At 65.0% G+C, this 16,187-nt stretch carries 15 protein-coding genes; 10 read left to right on the forward strand and 5 right to left on the reverse strand.

The window, feature by feature from the left end:
• Positions 1-39: 39 nt before the first annotated feature.
• The 3 genes from EXE63_RS21790 to EXE63_RS21800 are packed head-to-tail and all read left to right on the forward strand — an operon-like array spanning position 40 to position 1,420.
• Complete coding sequence (locus tag EXE63_RS21790) at positions 40-378, forward strand: ArsR/SmtB family transcription factor (RefSeq protein WP_168143656.1); 339 nt, start codon at positions 40-42, stop codon at positions 376-378.
• The gene (locus EXE63_RS21795) at positions 378-1,025 is read left to right on the forward strand and encodes a cation efflux transmembrane domain-containing protein (protein ID WP_168143657.1); all 648 of its coding nucleotides are present in this window, start codon (positions 378-380) and stop codon (positions 1,023-1,025) included. Before EXE63_RS21790 ends, EXE63_RS21795 begins: the two co-directional genes overlap by 1 nt.
• 23 nt (positions 1,026-1,048) lie before the next feature.
• A complete protein-coding gene (locus EXE63_RS21800) occupies positions 1,049-1,420 on the forward strand; it encodes a DUF1622 domain-containing protein (protein ID WP_168143658.1) in 372 nt (123 codons plus the stop codon).
• Here EXE63_RS21800 and EXE63_RS21805 read toward each other — a convergent pair.
• Genes EXE63_RS21805 through EXE63_RS21815 form a run of 3 tightly spaced genes read right to left on the reverse strand, consistent with a single transcriptional unit; the run spans position 1,417 to position 4,236 of the window.
• The gene (locus tag EXE63_RS21805) at positions 1,417-2,187 is read right to left on the reverse strand and encodes a DUF427 domain-containing protein (protein WP_168143659.1); all 771 of its coding nucleotides are present in this window, start codon (positions 2,185-2,187) and stop codon (positions 1,417-1,419) included. The genes EXE63_RS21800 and EXE63_RS21805 overlap by 4 nt on opposite strands.
• Entirely contained in the window at positions 2,184-3,326 is a 1,143-nt protein-coding gene (locus EXE63_RS21810; RefSeq protein WP_168143660.1) for an acyltransferase family protein, read from the reverse strand. The genes EXE63_RS21805 and EXE63_RS21810 overlap by 4 nt, the downstream gene beginning before the upstream one ends.
• 43 nt (positions 3,327-3,369) lie before the next feature.
• The gene (locus EXE63_RS21815; RefSeq protein ID WP_168143661.1) at positions 3,370-4,236 is read right to left on the reverse strand and encodes an LLM class F420-dependent oxidoreductase; all 867 of its coding nucleotides are present in this window, start codon (positions 4,234-4,236) and stop codon (positions 3,370-3,372) included.
• 109 nt (positions 4,237-4,345) lie between these two features.
• Here EXE63_RS21815 and EXE63_RS21820 point away from each other — a divergent pair, with 109 nt between their 5' ends.
• The 3 genes from EXE63_RS21820 (at position 4,346) to EXE63_RS21830 (ending at position 7,848) form a co-directional block, all read left to right on the forward strand.
• Positions 4,346-5,893 (forward strand): cellulase family glycosylhydrolase, encoded by a 1,548-nt coding sequence (locus EXE63_RS21820; protein ID WP_234904214.1) that lies wholly within the window; start codon positions 4,346-4,348, stop codon positions 5,891-5,893.
• Between the two features lie 436 nt (positions 5,894-6,329).
• On the forward strand, positions 6,330-6,893 hold the full coding sequence (locus EXE63_RS21825) for a hypothetical protein (RefSeq protein WP_168143662.1): 564 nt from the start codon (positions 6,330-6,332) through the stop codon (positions 6,891-6,893).
• Positions 6,894-7,431: 538 nt separating this feature from the next.
• A complete protein-coding gene (locus tag EXE63_RS21830) occupies positions 7,432-7,848 on the forward strand; it encodes a hypothetical protein (protein WP_168143663.1) in 417 nt (138 codons plus the stop codon).
• A gap of 48 nt (positions 7,849-7,896) precedes the next feature.
• On the opposite strand, the gene EXE63_RS21835 is transcribed toward EXE63_RS21830, so the two are convergent.
• Positions 7,897-10,644, reverse strand: coding sequence for an alpha/beta fold hydrolase (locus tag EXE63_RS21835; protein ID WP_168143664.1), 2,748 nt, complete (start codon positions 10,642-10,644; stop codon positions 7,897-7,899).
• Positions 10,645-10,963: 319 nt separating this feature from the next.
• Between EXE63_RS21835 and EXE63_RS32530 the strand changes: the two genes are divergently transcribed.
• Positions 10,964-11,143, forward strand: coding sequence for an IS110 family transposase (locus tag EXE63_RS32530; protein WP_372513171.1), 180 nt, complete (start codon positions 10,964-10,966; stop codon positions 11,141-11,143).
• 7 nt (positions 11,144-11,150) lie between these two features.
• On the opposite strand, the gene EXE63_RS21845 is transcribed toward EXE63_RS32530, so the two are convergent.
• A complete protein-coding gene (locus EXE63_RS21845) occupies positions 11,151-12,458 on the reverse strand; it encodes an IS256 family transposase (protein ID WP_168141789.1) in 1,308 nt (435 codons plus the stop codon).
• A gap of 136 nt (positions 12,459-12,594) precedes the next feature.
• Between EXE63_RS21845 and EXE63_RS21850 the strand changes: the two genes are divergently transcribed.
• From EXE63_RS21850 to EXE63_RS21860, 3 genes are all read left to right on the forward strand, one after another.
• Positions 12,595-13,896, forward strand: a complete 1,302-nt coding sequence (locus EXE63_RS21850) for an aldehyde dehydrogenase family protein (RefSeq protein ID WP_234904215.1) — start codon at positions 12,595-12,597, stop codon at positions 13,894-13,896.
• A gap of 314 nt (positions 13,897-14,210) precedes the next feature.
• Positions 14,211-15,671, forward strand: coding sequence for an MFS transporter (locus tag EXE63_RS21855; RefSeq protein WP_011767840.1), 1,461 nt, complete (start codon positions 14,211-14,213; stop codon positions 15,669-15,671).
• The gene (locus EXE63_RS21860; RefSeq protein WP_011767841.1) at positions 15,661-16,140 is read left to right on the forward strand and encodes a MarR family winged helix-turn-helix transcriptional regulator; all 480 of its coding nucleotides are present in this window, start codon (positions 15,661-15,663) and stop codon (positions 16,138-16,140) included. The genes EXE63_RS21855 and EXE63_RS21860 overlap by 11 nt, the downstream gene beginning before the upstream one ends.
• Positions 16,141-16,187: the final 47 nt, after the last annotated feature.

Consider the following 16,187-nt stretch of genomic DNA (forward strand, 5'->3'; position numbering starts at 1 on the left):
AGCATCGCAATAGTACAGAAAACGATGTACTATCCCGGGATGCGAACACTGGTGCATACCGACGCCCTGGCCCGATTCGGTCATGCGCTCTCCGACTCCACCCGCGCACAGATACTGCTCTCCCTGAACGAGGCGCCCGGCTACCCCTCGGAGCTTGCCGAGCGGCTGGGGGTGTCGCGTCAGATCCTGTCCAACCACCTGGCCTGCCTGCGTGGCTGCGGGCTGGTGGTCGCCGTACCGGAGGGGCGGCGCACCCGATATGAATTGGCCGACAGTCGTATCGGCGATGCACTCACCGATCTGATGGGTCTGGTGCTCGCCGTCGACCCGAACTGCTGCTGCGCCGGGGTGGACGGCACCGGCTGCGGGTGCTGCTGATGGCCCGGGAGCCCGTCCTCGCGCCGGGACGTCGGGCGGTGTTGGCGAGGCGGATCCGCTGGTTCGTCGCGGCGACCATCGGCTACAACGTGATCGAAGCGGTCGTGGCGCTGACCGAGGGTGCGCGGGTGTCCTCCAGTGCGCTCATCGGTTTCGGGCTGGACTCCGTGATCGAGGTGTCCTCGGCGGCGGCCGTCGCGTGGCAGTTCTCCGGCCGGGACCCCGAGGTCCGGGAGCGGACCGCGCTGCGGCTCATCGCCTTCTCGTTCTTCGGCCTGGCGAGCTTCGTGGCGGTCGACGCGGTGCGCTCGCTGCTCGGTGGGCAGGAGGCGCGGCACAGCACCATCGGTATCGCGCTTGCGGCAGTGAGCCTGGCCGTCATGCCGGTGCTGTCATGGGCGCAGCGCCGCGCCGGCCGCGAACTGGGTTCTCTTTCTGCGGTGGCCGATTCCAAGCAGACGCTGTTGTGCACCTATCTGTCGGGTGTGCTCCTGCTCGGTTTGGTACTCAACAGTGCGTTCGGTTGGTCATGGGCGGATCCGGTGGCGGCCCTGGTGATTGCCGCCGTCGCGGTCAAGGAGGGCCGTGACGCGTGGCGTGGCGACACCTGCTGTGCGCCGATTCCCGAGACCCGGTGCTGCGACTGAGTCAATGGCCTTAACGTTGCGCCATGAGCTTCTACGAGGTCATCGAAACGGTCGGCAAGGTGATCGACGGGATCGGGGTGGCGGTGATCGCGCTGGGCGCGATCTTCGCCGGCGTCGTGACGGTCCGCAAGATGCTGGGCCGCTCCGGCGATGCCTACCGGTTCTTCCGGGAGCAGCTGGGCCGCTCCATTCTGCTCGGCCTGGAATTCCTGGTGGCCGCCGACATCATCCGCACGGTCGCGCTGACACCCACCTGGCAGAGCGTGGTGGTGCTGGCCGGGATCGTGTTGATCCGGACCTTCCTCAGCTTCTCCCTCGAGGTGGAGATCAGCGGCCGGTGGCCGTGGCAACAGAAGGTCAAGCCGACAGATAATGTTGTCCCACAACGGGACTAACTCATGTGGGTGACAGCGCGCGGTAGCCGCACACCGTCGACCACGATGTCCACCTTCTCGTTGTAGAACGCGATCAGCCCGGCGATCCTGGAGACCGCGCCGAGCGGATACTGGTACATCCACGCGAGGTCAGCGTGGACCGCCTCGCCCACGTGCACCGACCAGTACGCCGAGGTGACGCCCTTGTACGGGCAGGTCGTCTGTGTAGGGCTGGGTTGCAGATGCTGCATCGAGACATCGGTGGGATCGATGTAATACCGTGTCGGCAGGCCGGTTTCGAAGAGCAGGACCGGGCTGCGGGTGTCGGCCAGCACAGCACCATCGAGTTCCACCCGCACGTGACGGTGCGAGCGCAGGGCATCCAGGCGCGCGTACGGGCTGCGGGGATGGCCGTATATCCGCTCGTCCTCCTCGAACCACTCCAGGCTGTCCCATTCGAAACGCACATACCCGGGTAGCAGCCCGTCACCCTCGTCGAAGACGCGGGCCGCCGACGCGTATACCTGGCCACCGGCATGCAGCGAATGCGACCGGAACGCTCCGAACTGGGCGCGCTGGGGGTGCTGGTCATCGATGAGCAACTGGGTGTTCACATCGCCGAGTGGGACGTAATAGTGCGGGTAATAGGGGATTTCCCACACGTAGCGCGCACCGAGGGTGTCGAAGACCAACTCGGCGCCGGCGTAGCCGCGAATCCGGCGGGGGACAGGTTCGACCCGCCCGCGCTCGGTGGCCGGCTGCGGGTAGTCCCGTTCCGGTGTCTTCATCTCTTGTTCCTTTCTGAGATCGGCGCCCGCGTCCAGCGGTGCAACAACCAGGCCGCCGGTACCGTCATCGCCATGGTGACCAGGAACAGTCCCGGCATCGACCCGGTGAACGTGGGCCAGCGCAGCACCTCGGCCATCGCGAACTCCATCGCGATCACGTGCAACAGGAAGATCTCGTACGAGATCTCACCCAGCCACACCACCGGCCGGGCACTGAGCAGTCCTGCGTAGGTGCTTCCCGGATCCAGCACCAGCGGCGCCAGCAGCCCGACCGCGACCACCGCGTAGAGGACTGTCCTGAGTACCCGCTGCCACGGCTCGACCTCGATCACGGTGACGTCGCCGGCGATCGGCAGCGCCACCACCAGCAGCGCGGCCACCGCTATCGGTACCGCGAGATAGGCGCGACAGCGCGTGCCGAGCACCTGCAGCACCACCAGCGCCATGCCGCCCACGAAGTAGATGAGGTGCGCAGGCAGCCAGATGGTCGCCGACGGCGGTAGCACGTCGGTGATGGTCGGCAGCAGCAGCCACACCGGCGTCACGGCACCCAGTACGGCCAGACCTGCCAGCAACAGACCCGGTCGCCACGCTCTGCGGCACAGCACTGTCAGCAACAGCCCGGCCAGCAGTGGCAGCGCCGCATAGAACGCGACTTCGACTGCCAGGCTCCACATCTGGGTCAGACCCTGGTGCATCTCGGCGTAGTACAGCGGGGGGTAGATCTGGGTCAGTGTGAGGTGCTTGAGCAGTCCGAGCCAGCTGTGACCGGGGTTGGGGCCGGCGTAGCGGAACTCATAGATCGCGAAGGCGATGAGCACCGTGATGACGTACGCCGGTGCGATGCGACGCACCCGCCGACGGGCATAGCGGCGCACCGAGGGGTCGGGTGTTCCCTGCGCGGTGGCCAGCACCCAGGGCCGGAACAACAGGTAGCCCGACAACACGAAGAAGATCGGGACGCCGACTTCCAGGCGCGCGTAGAGCTGGCCGAGGTAACCGTCGTCGAGGTGGCCGGTCCCGAAGGCGGCGTGGGTGGCGACGATCAGCAGGGCGGCCAGTGCGCGCAAACCGGTCAGCGATGCCACCCGACTCGTGGCGGCACGGTCGGTCACCGGCACATCGCCTGTCGCGCGCATCAGGTCCTCAGCGTGCAGATGGCACCCGCACCCTCCGCAGGATTCATGACGCCGGCAACCCCGCGGACAACCGGGACAGCACATCGAGATGCGCGTCGACGGTGGCGAGCCCCGCGCCCATGGTGTTGATGGACAGATGTGAAGCGCCGGCCTGCGCCCAGGCGATGACCTCGCGTCGCGTCGCATCATCGTCGCCGCGCCACGCGACTCGGCCCTCCATGCCGATCGCGGATGGATCGCGGCCCGCGCCCGCGGCGGCCTCGGCGAGCACCGCGCGGGCGTGGTCGAGCCCCGGCCCGGGCGACATCATCGGGAACCAGCCATCGGCCACGCGGCCCGCGCGCCGGTAGCCCGCATCGGACGCCGAGCCGATCCAGACCGGGATCGGTCGTTGCACCGGCAACGGTGCCAGGCCCGCGCCGGTGATGCGGTGGAAGCGGCCGTCCACCGTCACCGATGGTTCGGTCCACAGCCGGCGCAGCACAGCTATCTGCTCCTCTGAGCGCCTCCCGCGGTTGCCGAAGTCTTCACCGAGCGCCTCGTATTCCACCGCGTTCCAGCCGATTCCGATGCCGAGCCGCAGGCGGCCGGCGCTGAGCAGGTCGACCTCGGCGGCCTGCTTGGCGACCAGTGCGGTCTGGCGCTGGGGAAGGATGATCACCCCGGTGACCAGTTCGATCGTCGTGGTGACGGCAGCCAGGTAGCCAAACATCACCAGCGGTTCGTGGAACGTGGTGTGCACGTCATAGGGCCCGGCCCAGCCGGCGTGCACGTGCGGGTCGGCGCCGACCACATGGTCGTAGGCGAGGATGTGGGTGAAGCCCAGCTCCTCGACCCGTTGGCCGTAGGCGCGCACCGCACCGGCATCGCCGCCCAGTTCTGTCTGGGGAAAAACCACACCGATCCGCATATCCACACCGTATCCGGACCGTGACCGGGGGTTTTCGACACGCCGAATTGGGTGCGGTGCTTCGGTCGGCACTTCCGTTAGAAATAACGTCATATTTGAGAAGGGTCGGGTGAATGTGAGTACGGTGCGCGGCGGAAGAATATTCCAACGCCGCAAATTAATGCGCGCGGCGCTGGCCGCCATTGTCTCCGGACTCTGCGTCGTCGCTCTGATCTCCACTCCGACCTCGCAACGGCACCGTCAGGTGTTCACCGACAACGTCGCCGTCCTCAGCAATACAGCCACCACACTCGGCTTCGCTGACTCCCAGATCTTCTTCTACAACGACGCCGAAGTCGCCGCCACGGTGCAGCGCTGGGTGCAGAACAATATCCGCACCGTGCGTATCGGCATTCCGTGGGCCGGCGTCGAGGCGCTCCAAGGCCGCTACGACTGGTCGAAGTCCGACCGGGTTGTCGCTGCTGCGGCGGCGGCAAACATCTCCATCATCTGTGCGATCACCTCCAGCCCGTGGTGGGCCAAGGCGTGGAACGCCCTCCCGCCGCACGGTCGTCCCGCCTCGCCGGACCAGTACGGGAAATTCACCGCGAAAGTCGCGGAACGGTACAAGGGCAAAATTGCGGCATACGAGATATGGAACGAACCCAATGGCGTATTCGGATATCACCCGGCACCGGATCCGTCCGGATACACCGATCTGTTGAAGGCTGCCTATCCGCGGATCAAAGCCGTCGATCCGGCCGCCATTGTCGTCGGCGGGGTGCTGGGGTCCGGAAAGAGCTGGGGCTCGTGGACGATTGATCCGGTGACGTTTCTGACCCGCATGTACGCCGCGGGTGCGCAACCGTTCTTCGACGCGTTGTCCTATCACCCGTACAGCTACACCATGAAATTCTCCCAAGGCATGTTGCAGGCGGATTCCCCGGTGGATCAACTGGTTCGGATGCGCAGGGTGATGCTGGACCAGGGTGACGGTCCCAAGAAGATCTGGGTGTCCGAATACGGTGCTCCCACCAACCGGGTGAACGAGGCGACGCAGGCGGCCTTCATCTCGGACATGATCAGCACCTGGCAGGAACTCCCGTACGCCGGTCCGCTGATGCTCTACACCACACGGGATCTCAACAGCTCCAGCCGATCCGATGACGACCGGTTCGGTCTCTACCGGTCGGACTGGGTGCCCAAGGCCGCACAGCAGGTCGTGGCATCCCCACCCGGCGTCGGCGTGAACTATCAGCGGTTCGCGGCCTTCACCGATCCGAGCTTCGGGGAGGTGCTGAGCCCCGTCTACACGGGTCCCTTCAAGGTGCCGACACAACTGCGTACCCTGGGCACGCTGTGGGAGGTTTCGCCCGGCACGATCGTGGCGTCCCCGACGCCGGTTGCCGACCTGGTGCGCAAGAAGAAGATCCTGCCGAAGGCGACGTTCAGGGACGGCTATCAGGATTTCGGTGGCTGGCAGCCGTTCCGGGTCTGGTACTCGCCGGAGACCGGCCTGCACACCGCAAGTGTGGAGTTCGCCAAGAAATGGGTGCCGGAACTGGGACTGGCGACGTCCTCGGAGAAATGGGTCAACGGCGCCACCAGGGTGACGTTCCAGCGCGGAGTCATGACCTGGCGGCCGTTTGTGGGCGTGAAGGTGTACCGCTCCCAGTAGCCCAGCCGTCAGCAACGCCGGGATCAGTCGGGCCTCGGCGGGTTTCCTGTTGTCCGCGGGATGCTGCCGCGGCACGGGCGGGTTCACGCTGCGGCAACTGGACAGCATTTGCGCAGATCTGATGTTTAGTTTGCTGCATACCGGAAACTGATGATCTTGATCAGCGTGAGGCAAACGGCAAAGAGAAGCTGTGGCGCGGCAGCCAAATTCACCGTTGGCTATCTACGGGCAAGCGGTCAGACCGTCGGGGCTTCAGCACCCTGGCCGATGGTTCGCTGCATCGAAAGTGCCTATCAAATGGCGTTTTATCGAATTCCGACGCAGCGGCACGGGGGAGTGTGCAGGGTACTCGCGGCGGACCGCTCCCGGCCCTGCGGCAAATTAATTGTCACATCCGTCAATCACAAAAATGAGAAAAGTTAGCCGAGGGTCTGGTTTGCTGGGCAACGGTCGTGCTAACTTCTGGACGTTGGTTGGGGAATTTGCTGAAAGGGAGATCAACATGTGGGGACGTCAGGGAACGTCGGTTCGGATGATCGCTGCGACGGCCGTCGCCGGGGGCGGGATCGCCTTGGCCATGGGAGTGGCCACAGCAGGTGCAGGGGCCGCGTACGCGGAGACGGGGCAAACCGCCTCCAGCTCGAGTTCGAGCCCGAGCGCGAGTTCAAGCTCGAGCAGCAGCAGGTCGCCGCTGCAGCGCATCGGCCGGTTCGGCAGCAATCTGCAGCGCAACCTCGGGACCGTCGGAAGCAATCTGCAGCGCAACCTGGGGCAGGTCGGCAGCGATGCCCAGCAAGGCCTCGGCACTGTCGGGACCAATCTGCTCATCAACGGTGGAACCTCGGCCAGTGACGCGCAGCAGGGTCTGGGGCAGGTCGGCAGTGACGCGCAGCAAGGCCTCGGCCAGGTCGGCACCGACGTGTTGGTCAACGGCGGCACCGCGGCCAGCAACGCCCAGCAGAACCTCGGCGAGTTCGTCGGCAATATTCTGGGCGACTAGTCCGACGTCGAGTGCGGCCGGGCAGCGGGTGCGTTTCTCCCGCTGCCCGCCGTCATGTCCGGGCCATCACCTTTCGCGTGCGCGCTCGCTGTGGCATTCGCCGGATGCGCGGACCCCGCCGGCGGCCCAAGCCGGGGCGTCACCATTGCGTGCTGTTTGCCAGCCGGTCAGGAAAGGGTGCGTCGGCGTAAGTGCCGTGACCGCCACCGCGGGCGAGGCGGTAGCGCCAGCGAGTGCGGACGGCACCCAAGTGCCTGGTAATCGCCAAATTATCGTTCTCGTAAATACTTGCTGTGTTTCATGATCACTGTAATGCCAGTTCCAGGCCCTCTCTGCGGGGGCCGCCCGTGGCTGATAGCCAGCATGTGATCATTCGTCCAGCAAAGGCTGGCGAGGGTGAAATCGTGACCATATGTGCGTGATTTGTCCCGCCTCGGTGTGATCTACGGCACACTTTCTGTGTTAACTTCAGCCTGTTCGTTTGAAATTTGCTGGAGGGAGACGAATCATGGATCGCAACGGGTCTGGGAAGCCCGCAATGATCAAGGCAATGGTGCTCGCCGGCGCCACCACGACAATGTGTCTCGGAATTGCGCTCGCGGGGGCGGGGACGGCATCGGCAGACACGAGCGCCGCCGATGCGCACGTCGCTGCGCAGCAACGCGGCACCGCGGCGTCGACCGCCAGGCTGACACCCGAGGATGTCGGAGAGTTCGGTGACAACCTCGTGCGCAACCTGGGCCGCTTCGGCAGCAATCTGCAGCGCAATGCCGGGCAGGTGGGCAGCGATGCGCAGCAGGGTCTCGGCCGTGTCGGGACGAACCTGTTGATCAACGGCGGCACCTTCACCGACAACGTGGTGCAGAACGCGAACCGGGCCGGCAACGACCTGGCCCGTAACGCCGGGACCGCGGGCCGCAACCTGGTACGCAATATCGGCAGCTTGTTCCGTTAGCCGACATCGGGAGGGTGGCGCAGCGATGCCGCTGCCCTCCCGATCGCACTAGTGGCCCAGCACCTCGTCGATCATGGCGGCCACGGCGCCGATATGCGGCTCGCGCACGATCGACATATGGGTGCACTCCAGGTGGCGGATGGTCAAGTCGCCGGTGATGATCCGCGGCCACAGCCGGGGATCATCCTTGTTGAGGTGGCTCAGCACCACCAGTGCGCGTCCCCGCCACGGTTGCGGGACGAACCGCAAGCCGCTCATGATGCCGACTTCCTCGATCGCAGCAGTCTTTCGCTGATGGTCGCCGACGAACAGTCCGGCCAACGGCATCTTCTTTTGATGCTCCCACCAGGACCTGATATCGGTCGGCATCGTCTCCTGGATCGTGACCCTGACATCGGGTAACCCGGCGCCCGCCTGCTTGGCTGCCTGTGGGGACAGCCACGGGTCGAGCATCACGAGCAATTCGACTGTCTCGCCGGCATGTTCCAGCAGACGAGCCGCTTCCAGAGCTATATGGGACCCCAACGAATGACCGACCAGGATGTACGGGTCGCGCGGCTGGACAAGGCGCAGGTTGCCGACATGGCGGCGTGCTGCGGTTTCCACCGACAGATCCGGGATTGCGCGCTTCTCCAGTCCTTTGGGCTCCAGGGCGTACACCGCCGTCTTGTCGCCGACCCGCTCGGCGAATGGCACGAAACACAGCGAGGAGGCGCCGGCCCCGGAGAAGCAGAACACCGGCGTGCCCACGGTGTCGGCAGATATCGGCCGCAATGCCACGGTGGTCGGCGGTAGCGCGGGTCCGCTGGAACGCGTGAGCTTCTGCGCGAACTCGGCCACGGTCGGTGCGCCGGCCAGATCCGACGGATTGAGTTTGGCGCCGTGCACTTCGGTGACGCGCGCCAGCATCTGTGTCACGCTCAGCGAGTCCCCACCGAGTGCATAGAAGCCGTCGGTGCGCCCGACCCTGTCGATGTGCAGCACCTCCGACCACAGCCGCGCGATCGATGATTCCTGTTCCCCGCGAGGAGGATCGAACTCAGGCCTGCCCACCGCTGGCAGTGCCATTCGGTCGATCTTGCCGCGATCGCCTCGCGGCAGCGCGCCGAGCACCGTGATGTGGACGGGCACCATATAGGGGGGCAGGTCCCGGTGCAGGAGGGTACGCAGTTCAGCCACTGCCGGTGTGCGGGCATCGGGTTCGGCGGATACGTAGGCGGCCAGAGTGGGCGTTCCGGTGGTGTCGGCCACCACGATGGCCTCCCGGACGTCGTCATAGCTCAACAGCGTGGATTCGATCTCCGAGGGCTCCACGAGGTAGCCCCGGATCTTGACGGTGGCATCCGCCCGGCCGGACAGCACCAGGTTGCCGTGCTCATCCCAGCGCCCGACGTCGCCGCCGGCATAGGTCCGCGCGCCATCCGGATGCACCGAGAACACCGCGGCCGAAGTCTCCGGATCCAGGTAGCCCAGCGCGAGATGACGTGAGGTGATGGATACCGCGCCGTTCTCATCGATGTCGATCTGCTTGTGCGGGGCGGGAACTCCCACCGGTATGACGCCGTGTGGCAGCGCGGCGTTCGGCGGAATGTCATAGCTCGCGATGGCGAGCGTCTCGGTCGAGCCTGCCCAGTTCGTGAAGACCGCGTTCGGGGCGAGTTCGCGCGCCAGCCGCACGTGGCGCGCATGCGCCGCCTCGCCGGTGGTCACGATCCGTTCCACCGCGGGCAGTGTCGCGCCCCGTGCGGCGGTGTGCAAGGCATCCACGAAGGCCGGTGTACAGGTGATGGCCTGAGCGCCCGAATCGGCGATGAGCTCGAATGCCTCTCGCGCGGATTGCTTCGCAGGGTCGACCGCGATCACCTCGGCCCCGCCCAGCAGAGCGGCGATCAGCACGTTGAGCCCGGCCGCGAAGCTGATCGGCATGCAGAGCGCGACCTTGCGGCCGTCACCGAGGCCGAAGCGGTCGTTGAGCAGTTGAGCATCGGCGAGCCACAGTCCATTCGGGTGCAGCACCGCTTTGGGGGTGCCGGTGGAACCCGACGTGAACTGGATGCTCGTCACATCGTCGGTGTCGGTATCGGCGCCCAGTTCCGTATCGAGGTCGGCGCCGCCGGGCAGTCGGTCGGGGACCTGAACCGGCCAGGGCCGGTAACCGTGCTCGACGAGGATCGACGTAATCTTCTGTGCCCGGTTGCCCGGCATCGCCGGGTCCAGGGCCACGACGGGAGTCCCGGATGCGAACAGACCGAGCACGGTCGCGACGGTCTGGGGCGTCGTTGGTGCGGGGAGCACAGCGGCGCAGGGTTCGTCGGTGTCGGGGCGCGTCTGCGACGCCAGCGCCGCGCCCAGCAGTTCGCGATAGGTGACCGATTCCGAGGTGGTGCGCAGGGCCACCTGTTCCGGTCTGCTGCGTGCGGTCGCCGCGAAATGCGCGGGTACCGAACGATGTTCGAGGGGATTGTCGTCCTGTGCCGGGGCCTGTGCGATCGGGTGTGCTGGGGTGGTCGCGCCGGTGGGGTCGGCCGGCCGCGTCGTGGTGCCGGGGCGCCGGAACCGGGTGTGGAGGACGACGGCGGCGAGCGTGACGCTGGTCACTGCCGCGAGGATCGCGGTACGTCGGATTCGGGTATCGGTGCTGGGCGGCAGGGCGTGCAGGGGACTCCTGCCGGAGCTGTCGAGCGGATTGCCGACGCGCCACGGAATCCGTTTGACCTGCGGCATCCGTTCCGCAGCAGGTGTGCTGGAATGTTTGCTGAACTGGCGCATTCGGTACCAGTTGACGCTGTCGAACATGCCGACCCTCCGACCGTGCCCATCGACTTACTTAGGTATGGAAACTTCGGGCAGGCTAGCCTAATGGGAACTGATCAGCGAGTCTTCGACCGGATATTCAAGAGTTGAGGGAAGGCTGGTCACCGAGCCGCTGGCCGGTGAGCACTGTTTCAGCCTGGAGCGTAGGTCGACTCCTAGGGTTAGATCGTTGCCCCGGCTGGTTGGTGAGGTCACCTATAGCGCTGATGGGGTGTCGTGCCACTGAGCACTGATCCATTAGGTCGCCGCGGGGTGCCCTTCGGCTCGAACAGGTTCGACCCACATCGAGCAGGGAGGCGAGTTGACGCTATTCGTAGGAGACGACTGGGCTGAAGACCACCACGACATTCACCTGATGGACACCGACGGGACCAAGCTGGCCTCCCGTCGACTACCAGAAGGACTGGCCGGCATCCGCGGGTTCCACGAGCTGGTCGCCGACCACGCCGCCGAACGAGATATTGTCAAGACCTGTGGATGAGGTTGTTTCAGGCGACCTCGGTTTCGGTTGATTCGTCGCTCTCGGCGGGTGTGATGCCAACGGGCCGTTCGAGTAGCTTGCCTTTGTGGAACACCGCGCCGGCACGGACCAGCGCGACCAGGTGTGGTGCGTTCACGGCCCGCCAGCGGGCTTGGGCAGCGTCGATCAGCTTGTGGGCCATGGCAATTCCCGCCGCGCGGGATCCGGGGCCCTTGGTGACCTTGGTCCGCAACCGCACGGTGGCGAAAGTCGACTCGATCGGATTGGTAGTTCGCAGGTGGATCCAATGCTCGGCCGGATATTTGTAGAACTCCAGGAGCACATCGGCATCATCGACGATCTTGGCGACCGCTTTGGGGTACTTGGCGCCGTAGTCGACCTTGAAGGCCTTGATCGCGACCTGGGCCTTGTCGATATCCTCGGCGTTGTAGATCTCCTTGATCGCGGCCAACGCAGCTGGGTGCGCTGATTTCGGCAACGCAGCAAGCACATTGGCCTGCTTGTGGAACCAGCAGCGTTGCTCCCGGGTGGCCGGGAACACCTCCCGGATGGCCTTCCAGAACCCCAACGCGCCGTCACCGACGGCCAGCACCGGCGCGGTCATCCCACGACGACGGCAGCCCCGCAGCAGATCCGCCCACGACTCGGTCGACTCCCGGTATCCGTCGGCCAGGGCGACGAGTTCCTTGCGGCCATCGGAGCGCACGCCGATCATCACCAACAGGCAGAGCTTCTCCTGCTCGAGGCGGACCTTGAGGTGGATGCCGTCGACCCACAGGTAGACGTAATCGGTGCCCGAGAGGTCACGCTCGCCGAAAGTCTTCGCCTCGTCCTGCCATTGGCTGGTGAGCCGGGTGATCGTCGTGGCCGACAGTCCGGCGCTCGAGCCGAGAAACTGCTCCAGCGCCGGACCGAAGTCACTCGTCGAGAGCCCGTGCAGGTACAGCAGTGGCAGCACCTCGGTCATCTGCGGGGACTTGCGTGCCCACGCCGGCAGGATCGCCGAGGAAAACCGTTGCCGCTCACCGGTAACGGCGTCGATGCGCTTGTCGTTGACCCGCGGGGCGGTCACCGTGACCGCACCCGCGGCGGTGAGGATGTCACGTTCGTGGTGATAGCCGTTGCGGACCACCAGACGCCGACCGTTGTCGTCGACCTCACCGGCATGGGCGTCGACGTAGGCGGCTACTTCAGCCTGCAGTGCCGCCGCCAACATCTGCCGCGCACCGTCGCGGACGATCTCATCCAACAGCGACCGACCAGCACCGCTGCCGTTCTCGTTGGCTGATTCCGCGTCGTGAACTACCGTGAGCATGGGCGTACCTTCCCAACCAGCGCGCCAACGCCGGTCTTGATCGAGATCCTGTTTCCGTGATGATCATCCTCGGGAAGGTGCGCCCACTTTCACGCCACCTCGCCGAGGCTCATCCACAGGTTCTGATCATTGCTCGGTGGCGACTGCGCATGCTGCCCAACGTGACTGGGCACTCCGGACGCCGCGGCAGCGCGGCACCATGCTGCGAGCTTTGGCGACACTCATGCGAGAGCATACCGAAGAACTCGCGCTGCTCGACGCGATTGACGGTGGCTTTCCACTGCCTGCGATGCGCGACGATGTGAACTGGGCGGCCGAAGTGCTCGAGCTGATGGCAGACGCCGCATTTGATATCGGCGGACGTACTATTCCACTCTCGGCGAACCTCCACTACACGCTGCAGCAGCCCTATGGCGTGGTCGCCCGAATCGTACCCTTCAATCATCCTGTCCTGTTCGCAGGATCTAAGATCGCTGCTCCACTCATGGCGGGAAACGCCGTGGTTTTGAAAGCTCCCGATCAAACACCGCTCTCGGCCATCCGCCTCGCCCAGTTGGCGAGGGAAGTTTTGCCAGAGGGCCTGTTTGGGGTCGTAACTGGGCATGGCGCAACTGCGGGCGCCGCGCTGGTCGCTCATCCATTGGTCCGGCGAATCGGCTTCATCGGCTCCCCTGGCACGGGTAGGCATATCCAGCGGTTGGCTGCAGAGCACGGCGTCAAATACGTCACACTCGAACTCGGCGGCAAGAACCCGATGATCGTCATGCCGGACGCCGATCTGGAGGCGGCGGCGAAAAGCGCCGTCGCAGGGATGAACTTCACCACCACCGCGGGCCAATCTTGTGGATCAACAAGCAGACTGCTGCTGCACGAAGCGATCGCTGACGAGGTGATTGATCTGGTCGTCGATCAGGTCGCTGCCATCAAGGTAGGCGACCCGCTCGTTGACGGCACGGACATGGGACCCGTCATCGACCAAGCGCAATACTCAAAGTCGTTGCGGGCCATCGAGTCAGGACGGGCGGGCGGCGCCAGCGTGCTTACCGGTGGAGGACGCGCGCAGGGTGTTGGTAGCAAAGGCTGGTATGTCGCCCCGACCGTATTGGCTGGAGTGGCACCACAAGCCGATGTCGCCCGCGACGAGATCTTCGGGCCCGTTCTTTCGGTGCTGACCGTCCGTGACGAAGCCGAGGCTGTCGAAGTTGCCAACAGCGTCGAGTTCGGGTTGACCGCCGCGGTGTGGACCAACGACGTAAGCCAAGCCCACCGCATGGCTGCGGGACTTGATGCTGGCTACGTCTGGATAAACGGCAGTGCACGCCACTACTGGGGGTTGCCCTTCGGCGGTCGGAAATCGTCAGGTGTTGGATCCGAAGAGTCCACGGAGGAACTGCTGTCCTACACCCAAGTCAAGGCAGTAACCGTCACCTTGGACTGAACTGCGTCGATGCGCTGGAAGGCGCCTACAGCGGACGGTGACCCTTTTCGCAGTCGAAATCCTCTGGGAGAAATGCTATTTGACGTAGGGCGTCAGTCGGCCGTGCATCGGCGCCTCAGACGATAAGCGACCGATTAGAAAATCGACTCGGGACACGGCATCGCTCCGTTGCGGGTATGTGACACGCGGCTGTGCCCCCGGAACCCCTCCGATGCCCGCGGCGGCGGCTATGTCCGGCGTCGGGTCGGGCAGCACGCAATCGACTGGTACCCGCCGACTTGCGCTAGCATCAGTTGTAGTTTCAAAATAGTTGTGTGAATGAAACTGTTGTCGAACGACTGAGCCGCCGGCACAAGGCCTTCGTCCTGGCGTCCTGCTGCCTGAGCGTGCTCATTGTGTCGATCGACGTGACCATCGCCAACGTTGCAATCCCGAGCATCCGCGCCGACCTTTCGGCGTCGCCTTCGCAAATGCAGTGGGTCATTGACATCTACACCTTGATGGTGGCCTCGCTATTGCTGCTCTCAGGTGCCATGGCCGACCGATTCGGTCGGCGGCGTACGTTGCAGATCGGGTTGACAATCTTTGCGTCGGCCTCCCTACTGTGCAGCGTGGCTCCCAACGTCGAAACGCTGATCGGCGCCCGCTTCCTGCAGGCGATCGGCGGTTCGATGCTCACTCCTGCTGGGTTGTCGATCGTCACGCAGGTGTTCACCGGCAGAGTGGAGCGCGCGCGCGTCATCGGCATATGGGGGGGCGTCGTAGGCATCTCGATGGCCTTGGGTCCGATCATGGGCGGAATACTTCTCGAGTATGTTGACTGGCGAGCAGTGTTCTGGATCAACGTGCCGATCTGCGCGCTTGCGGTGCTGTTGACCGCGATCTTCGTTCCCGAATCCAAGTCGGTCACCATGCGCCACGTCGACCTGATCGGCTTGGTCCTGGGCATGGCCTTCCTGTTCGGACTGGTGTTCGTGCTCATCGAAGGGCCAGGGATGGGCTGGACCGACACCCGCGTCGTCGTTAGCTGTTGCCTCGCAGCGCTGGCCTTCGCGACATTCCTGCGCTACGAGTCACGCCGCCTCGACCCGTTCGTCGAGCTCCGATTCTTCCGCAGCATCCCGTTTGCTTCGGCGACGGCCATCGCGGTGTGCGCATTCGCTGCATGGGGCGCGTTCCTGTTCATGATGTCAATCTATTTGCAAGGGGAGCGCGGGCTTTCAGCGGTGAACACCGGGCTGATGTTTCTGCCCGTGGCCGTCGGCGCATTCATCTTCTCGCCCTTGTCTGGCCGGCTGGTGGGGCGATTTGGTGCCAGACCGTCGCTGATGATCGCCGGCGCATTGATCGTCGCCGCGACTCTCATGTTCGCGCAGATGAGCGACGCTACCCCGCAATGGCAAATGCTGGTCGCCTTTGCGGTTTTCGGCGTCGGTACTTCGATGGTGAACGCACCGGTCACAACCGCGGCCGTCAGCGGTATGCCGACCGACCGCGCCGGTGCGGCGGCGGCTATCACATCCACGAGCCGACAGGTGGGCGTCGCCATCGGTGTGGCCATATGCGGCCCGGTCGCTGGTGCGGCATTGGGCGACACCAACGTCGATTTCGCGGTCTCCGCCCAGCCCCTATGGCTAGTGTTCGCTGGAGTTGGTGTGCTGATCTTCACGCTCGGTGTCTACTCGACGTCGAAGCGCGCGCTGCGCTCAGCAGAGCATCTGGCGCCGCTGATCGCAGGAACCGATCCGCGACGGGAGGCTGCCGATGTCGCGTAATCCGGAAGCGGACGAGGTCTGGCGCGCGATGACCGCACTGGTCACCGACAACCGCGACAGTTGGAGGCGAGCGACCGTCGACCAGACGGGCCTACCTTTCAGTCGCATCCGGATACTGCTCCGGCTGTCCCGCGGGTCGATGACCGTCAAAGAGGTCGCGCACGCCGTGACAATCGATCCCCCGGCGGCCACGGTGGCCGTCAACGATCTGGAGGACCGCGGCCTAGTCATGCGTCAGACTATTCCCACCAACCGGCGGTACAAAGTGGTATCACTGACCGACGCCGGCTGGTCGATGGTGGCCACCATCAATGCGGTCGACGACCCGGCTCCCGAAGCGCTTGCGGCACTTGACGGTAATGAACTGAGGGCGCTGCGCGATGCGATAGCAAGAGTCAGCGCCGCCCGCCAAACACTGAATGAAAGCCGCGGCCGGATCGCTCAACGAACGACTCTCAGTCCGGCCTAGCGAACGGCAACATGCCAGGGTCGCTGTGGGGTCTGCAGAAGTCGGGT

This window comes from Mycolicibacterium frederiksbergense (assembly GCF_012223425.1).
In the GTDB taxonomy this organism is placed as follows: domain Bacteria; phylum Actinomycetota; class Actinomycetes; order Mycobacteriales; family Mycobacteriaceae; genus Mycobacterium; species Mycobacterium frederiksbergense.

Coding starts and splice junctions, on each gene's coding strand:
- EXE63_RS21830 (WP_168143663.1), top strand. CDS start 7,432: ATGATCAAGGCAATGGTGCTCGCCGGCGCCACCACGACAATGTGTCTC.
- EXE63_RS21860 (WP_011767841.1), top strand. CDS start 15,661: ATGTCGCGTAATCCGGAAGCGGACGAGGTCTGGCGCGCGATGACCGCA.
- EXE63_RS21835 (WP_168143664.1), bottom strand. CDS start 10,644: ATGTTCGACAGCGTCAACTGGTACCGAATGCGCCAGTTCAGCAAACAT.
- EXE63_RS21805 (WP_168143659.1), bottom strand. CDS start 2,187: ATGAAGACACCGGAACGGGACTACCCGCAGCCGGCCACCGAGCGCGGG.
- EXE63_RS21795 (WP_168143657.1), top strand. CDS start 378: ATGGCCCGGGAGCCCGTCCTCGCGCCGGGACGTCGGGCGGTGTTGGCG.
- EXE63_RS21800 (WP_168143658.1), top strand. CDS start 1,049: ATGAGCTTCTACGAGGTCATCGAAACGGTCGGCAAGGTGATCGACGGG.
- EXE63_RS21815 (WP_168143661.1), bottom strand. CDS start 4,236: ATGCGGATCGGTGTGGTTTTTCCCCAGACAGAACTGGGCGGCGATGCC.
- EXE63_RS21790 (WP_168143656.1), top strand. CDS start 40: ATGCGAACACTGGTGCATACCGACGCCCTGGCCCGATTCGGTCATGCG.
- EXE63_RS21810 (WP_168143660.1), bottom strand. CDS start 3,326: ATGCGCGCGACAGGCGATGTGCCGGTGACCGACCGTGCCGCCACGAGT.
- EXE63_RS21845 (WP_168141789.1), bottom strand. CDS start 12,458: ATGCTCACGGTAGTTCACGACGCGGAATCAGCCAACGAGAACGGCAGC.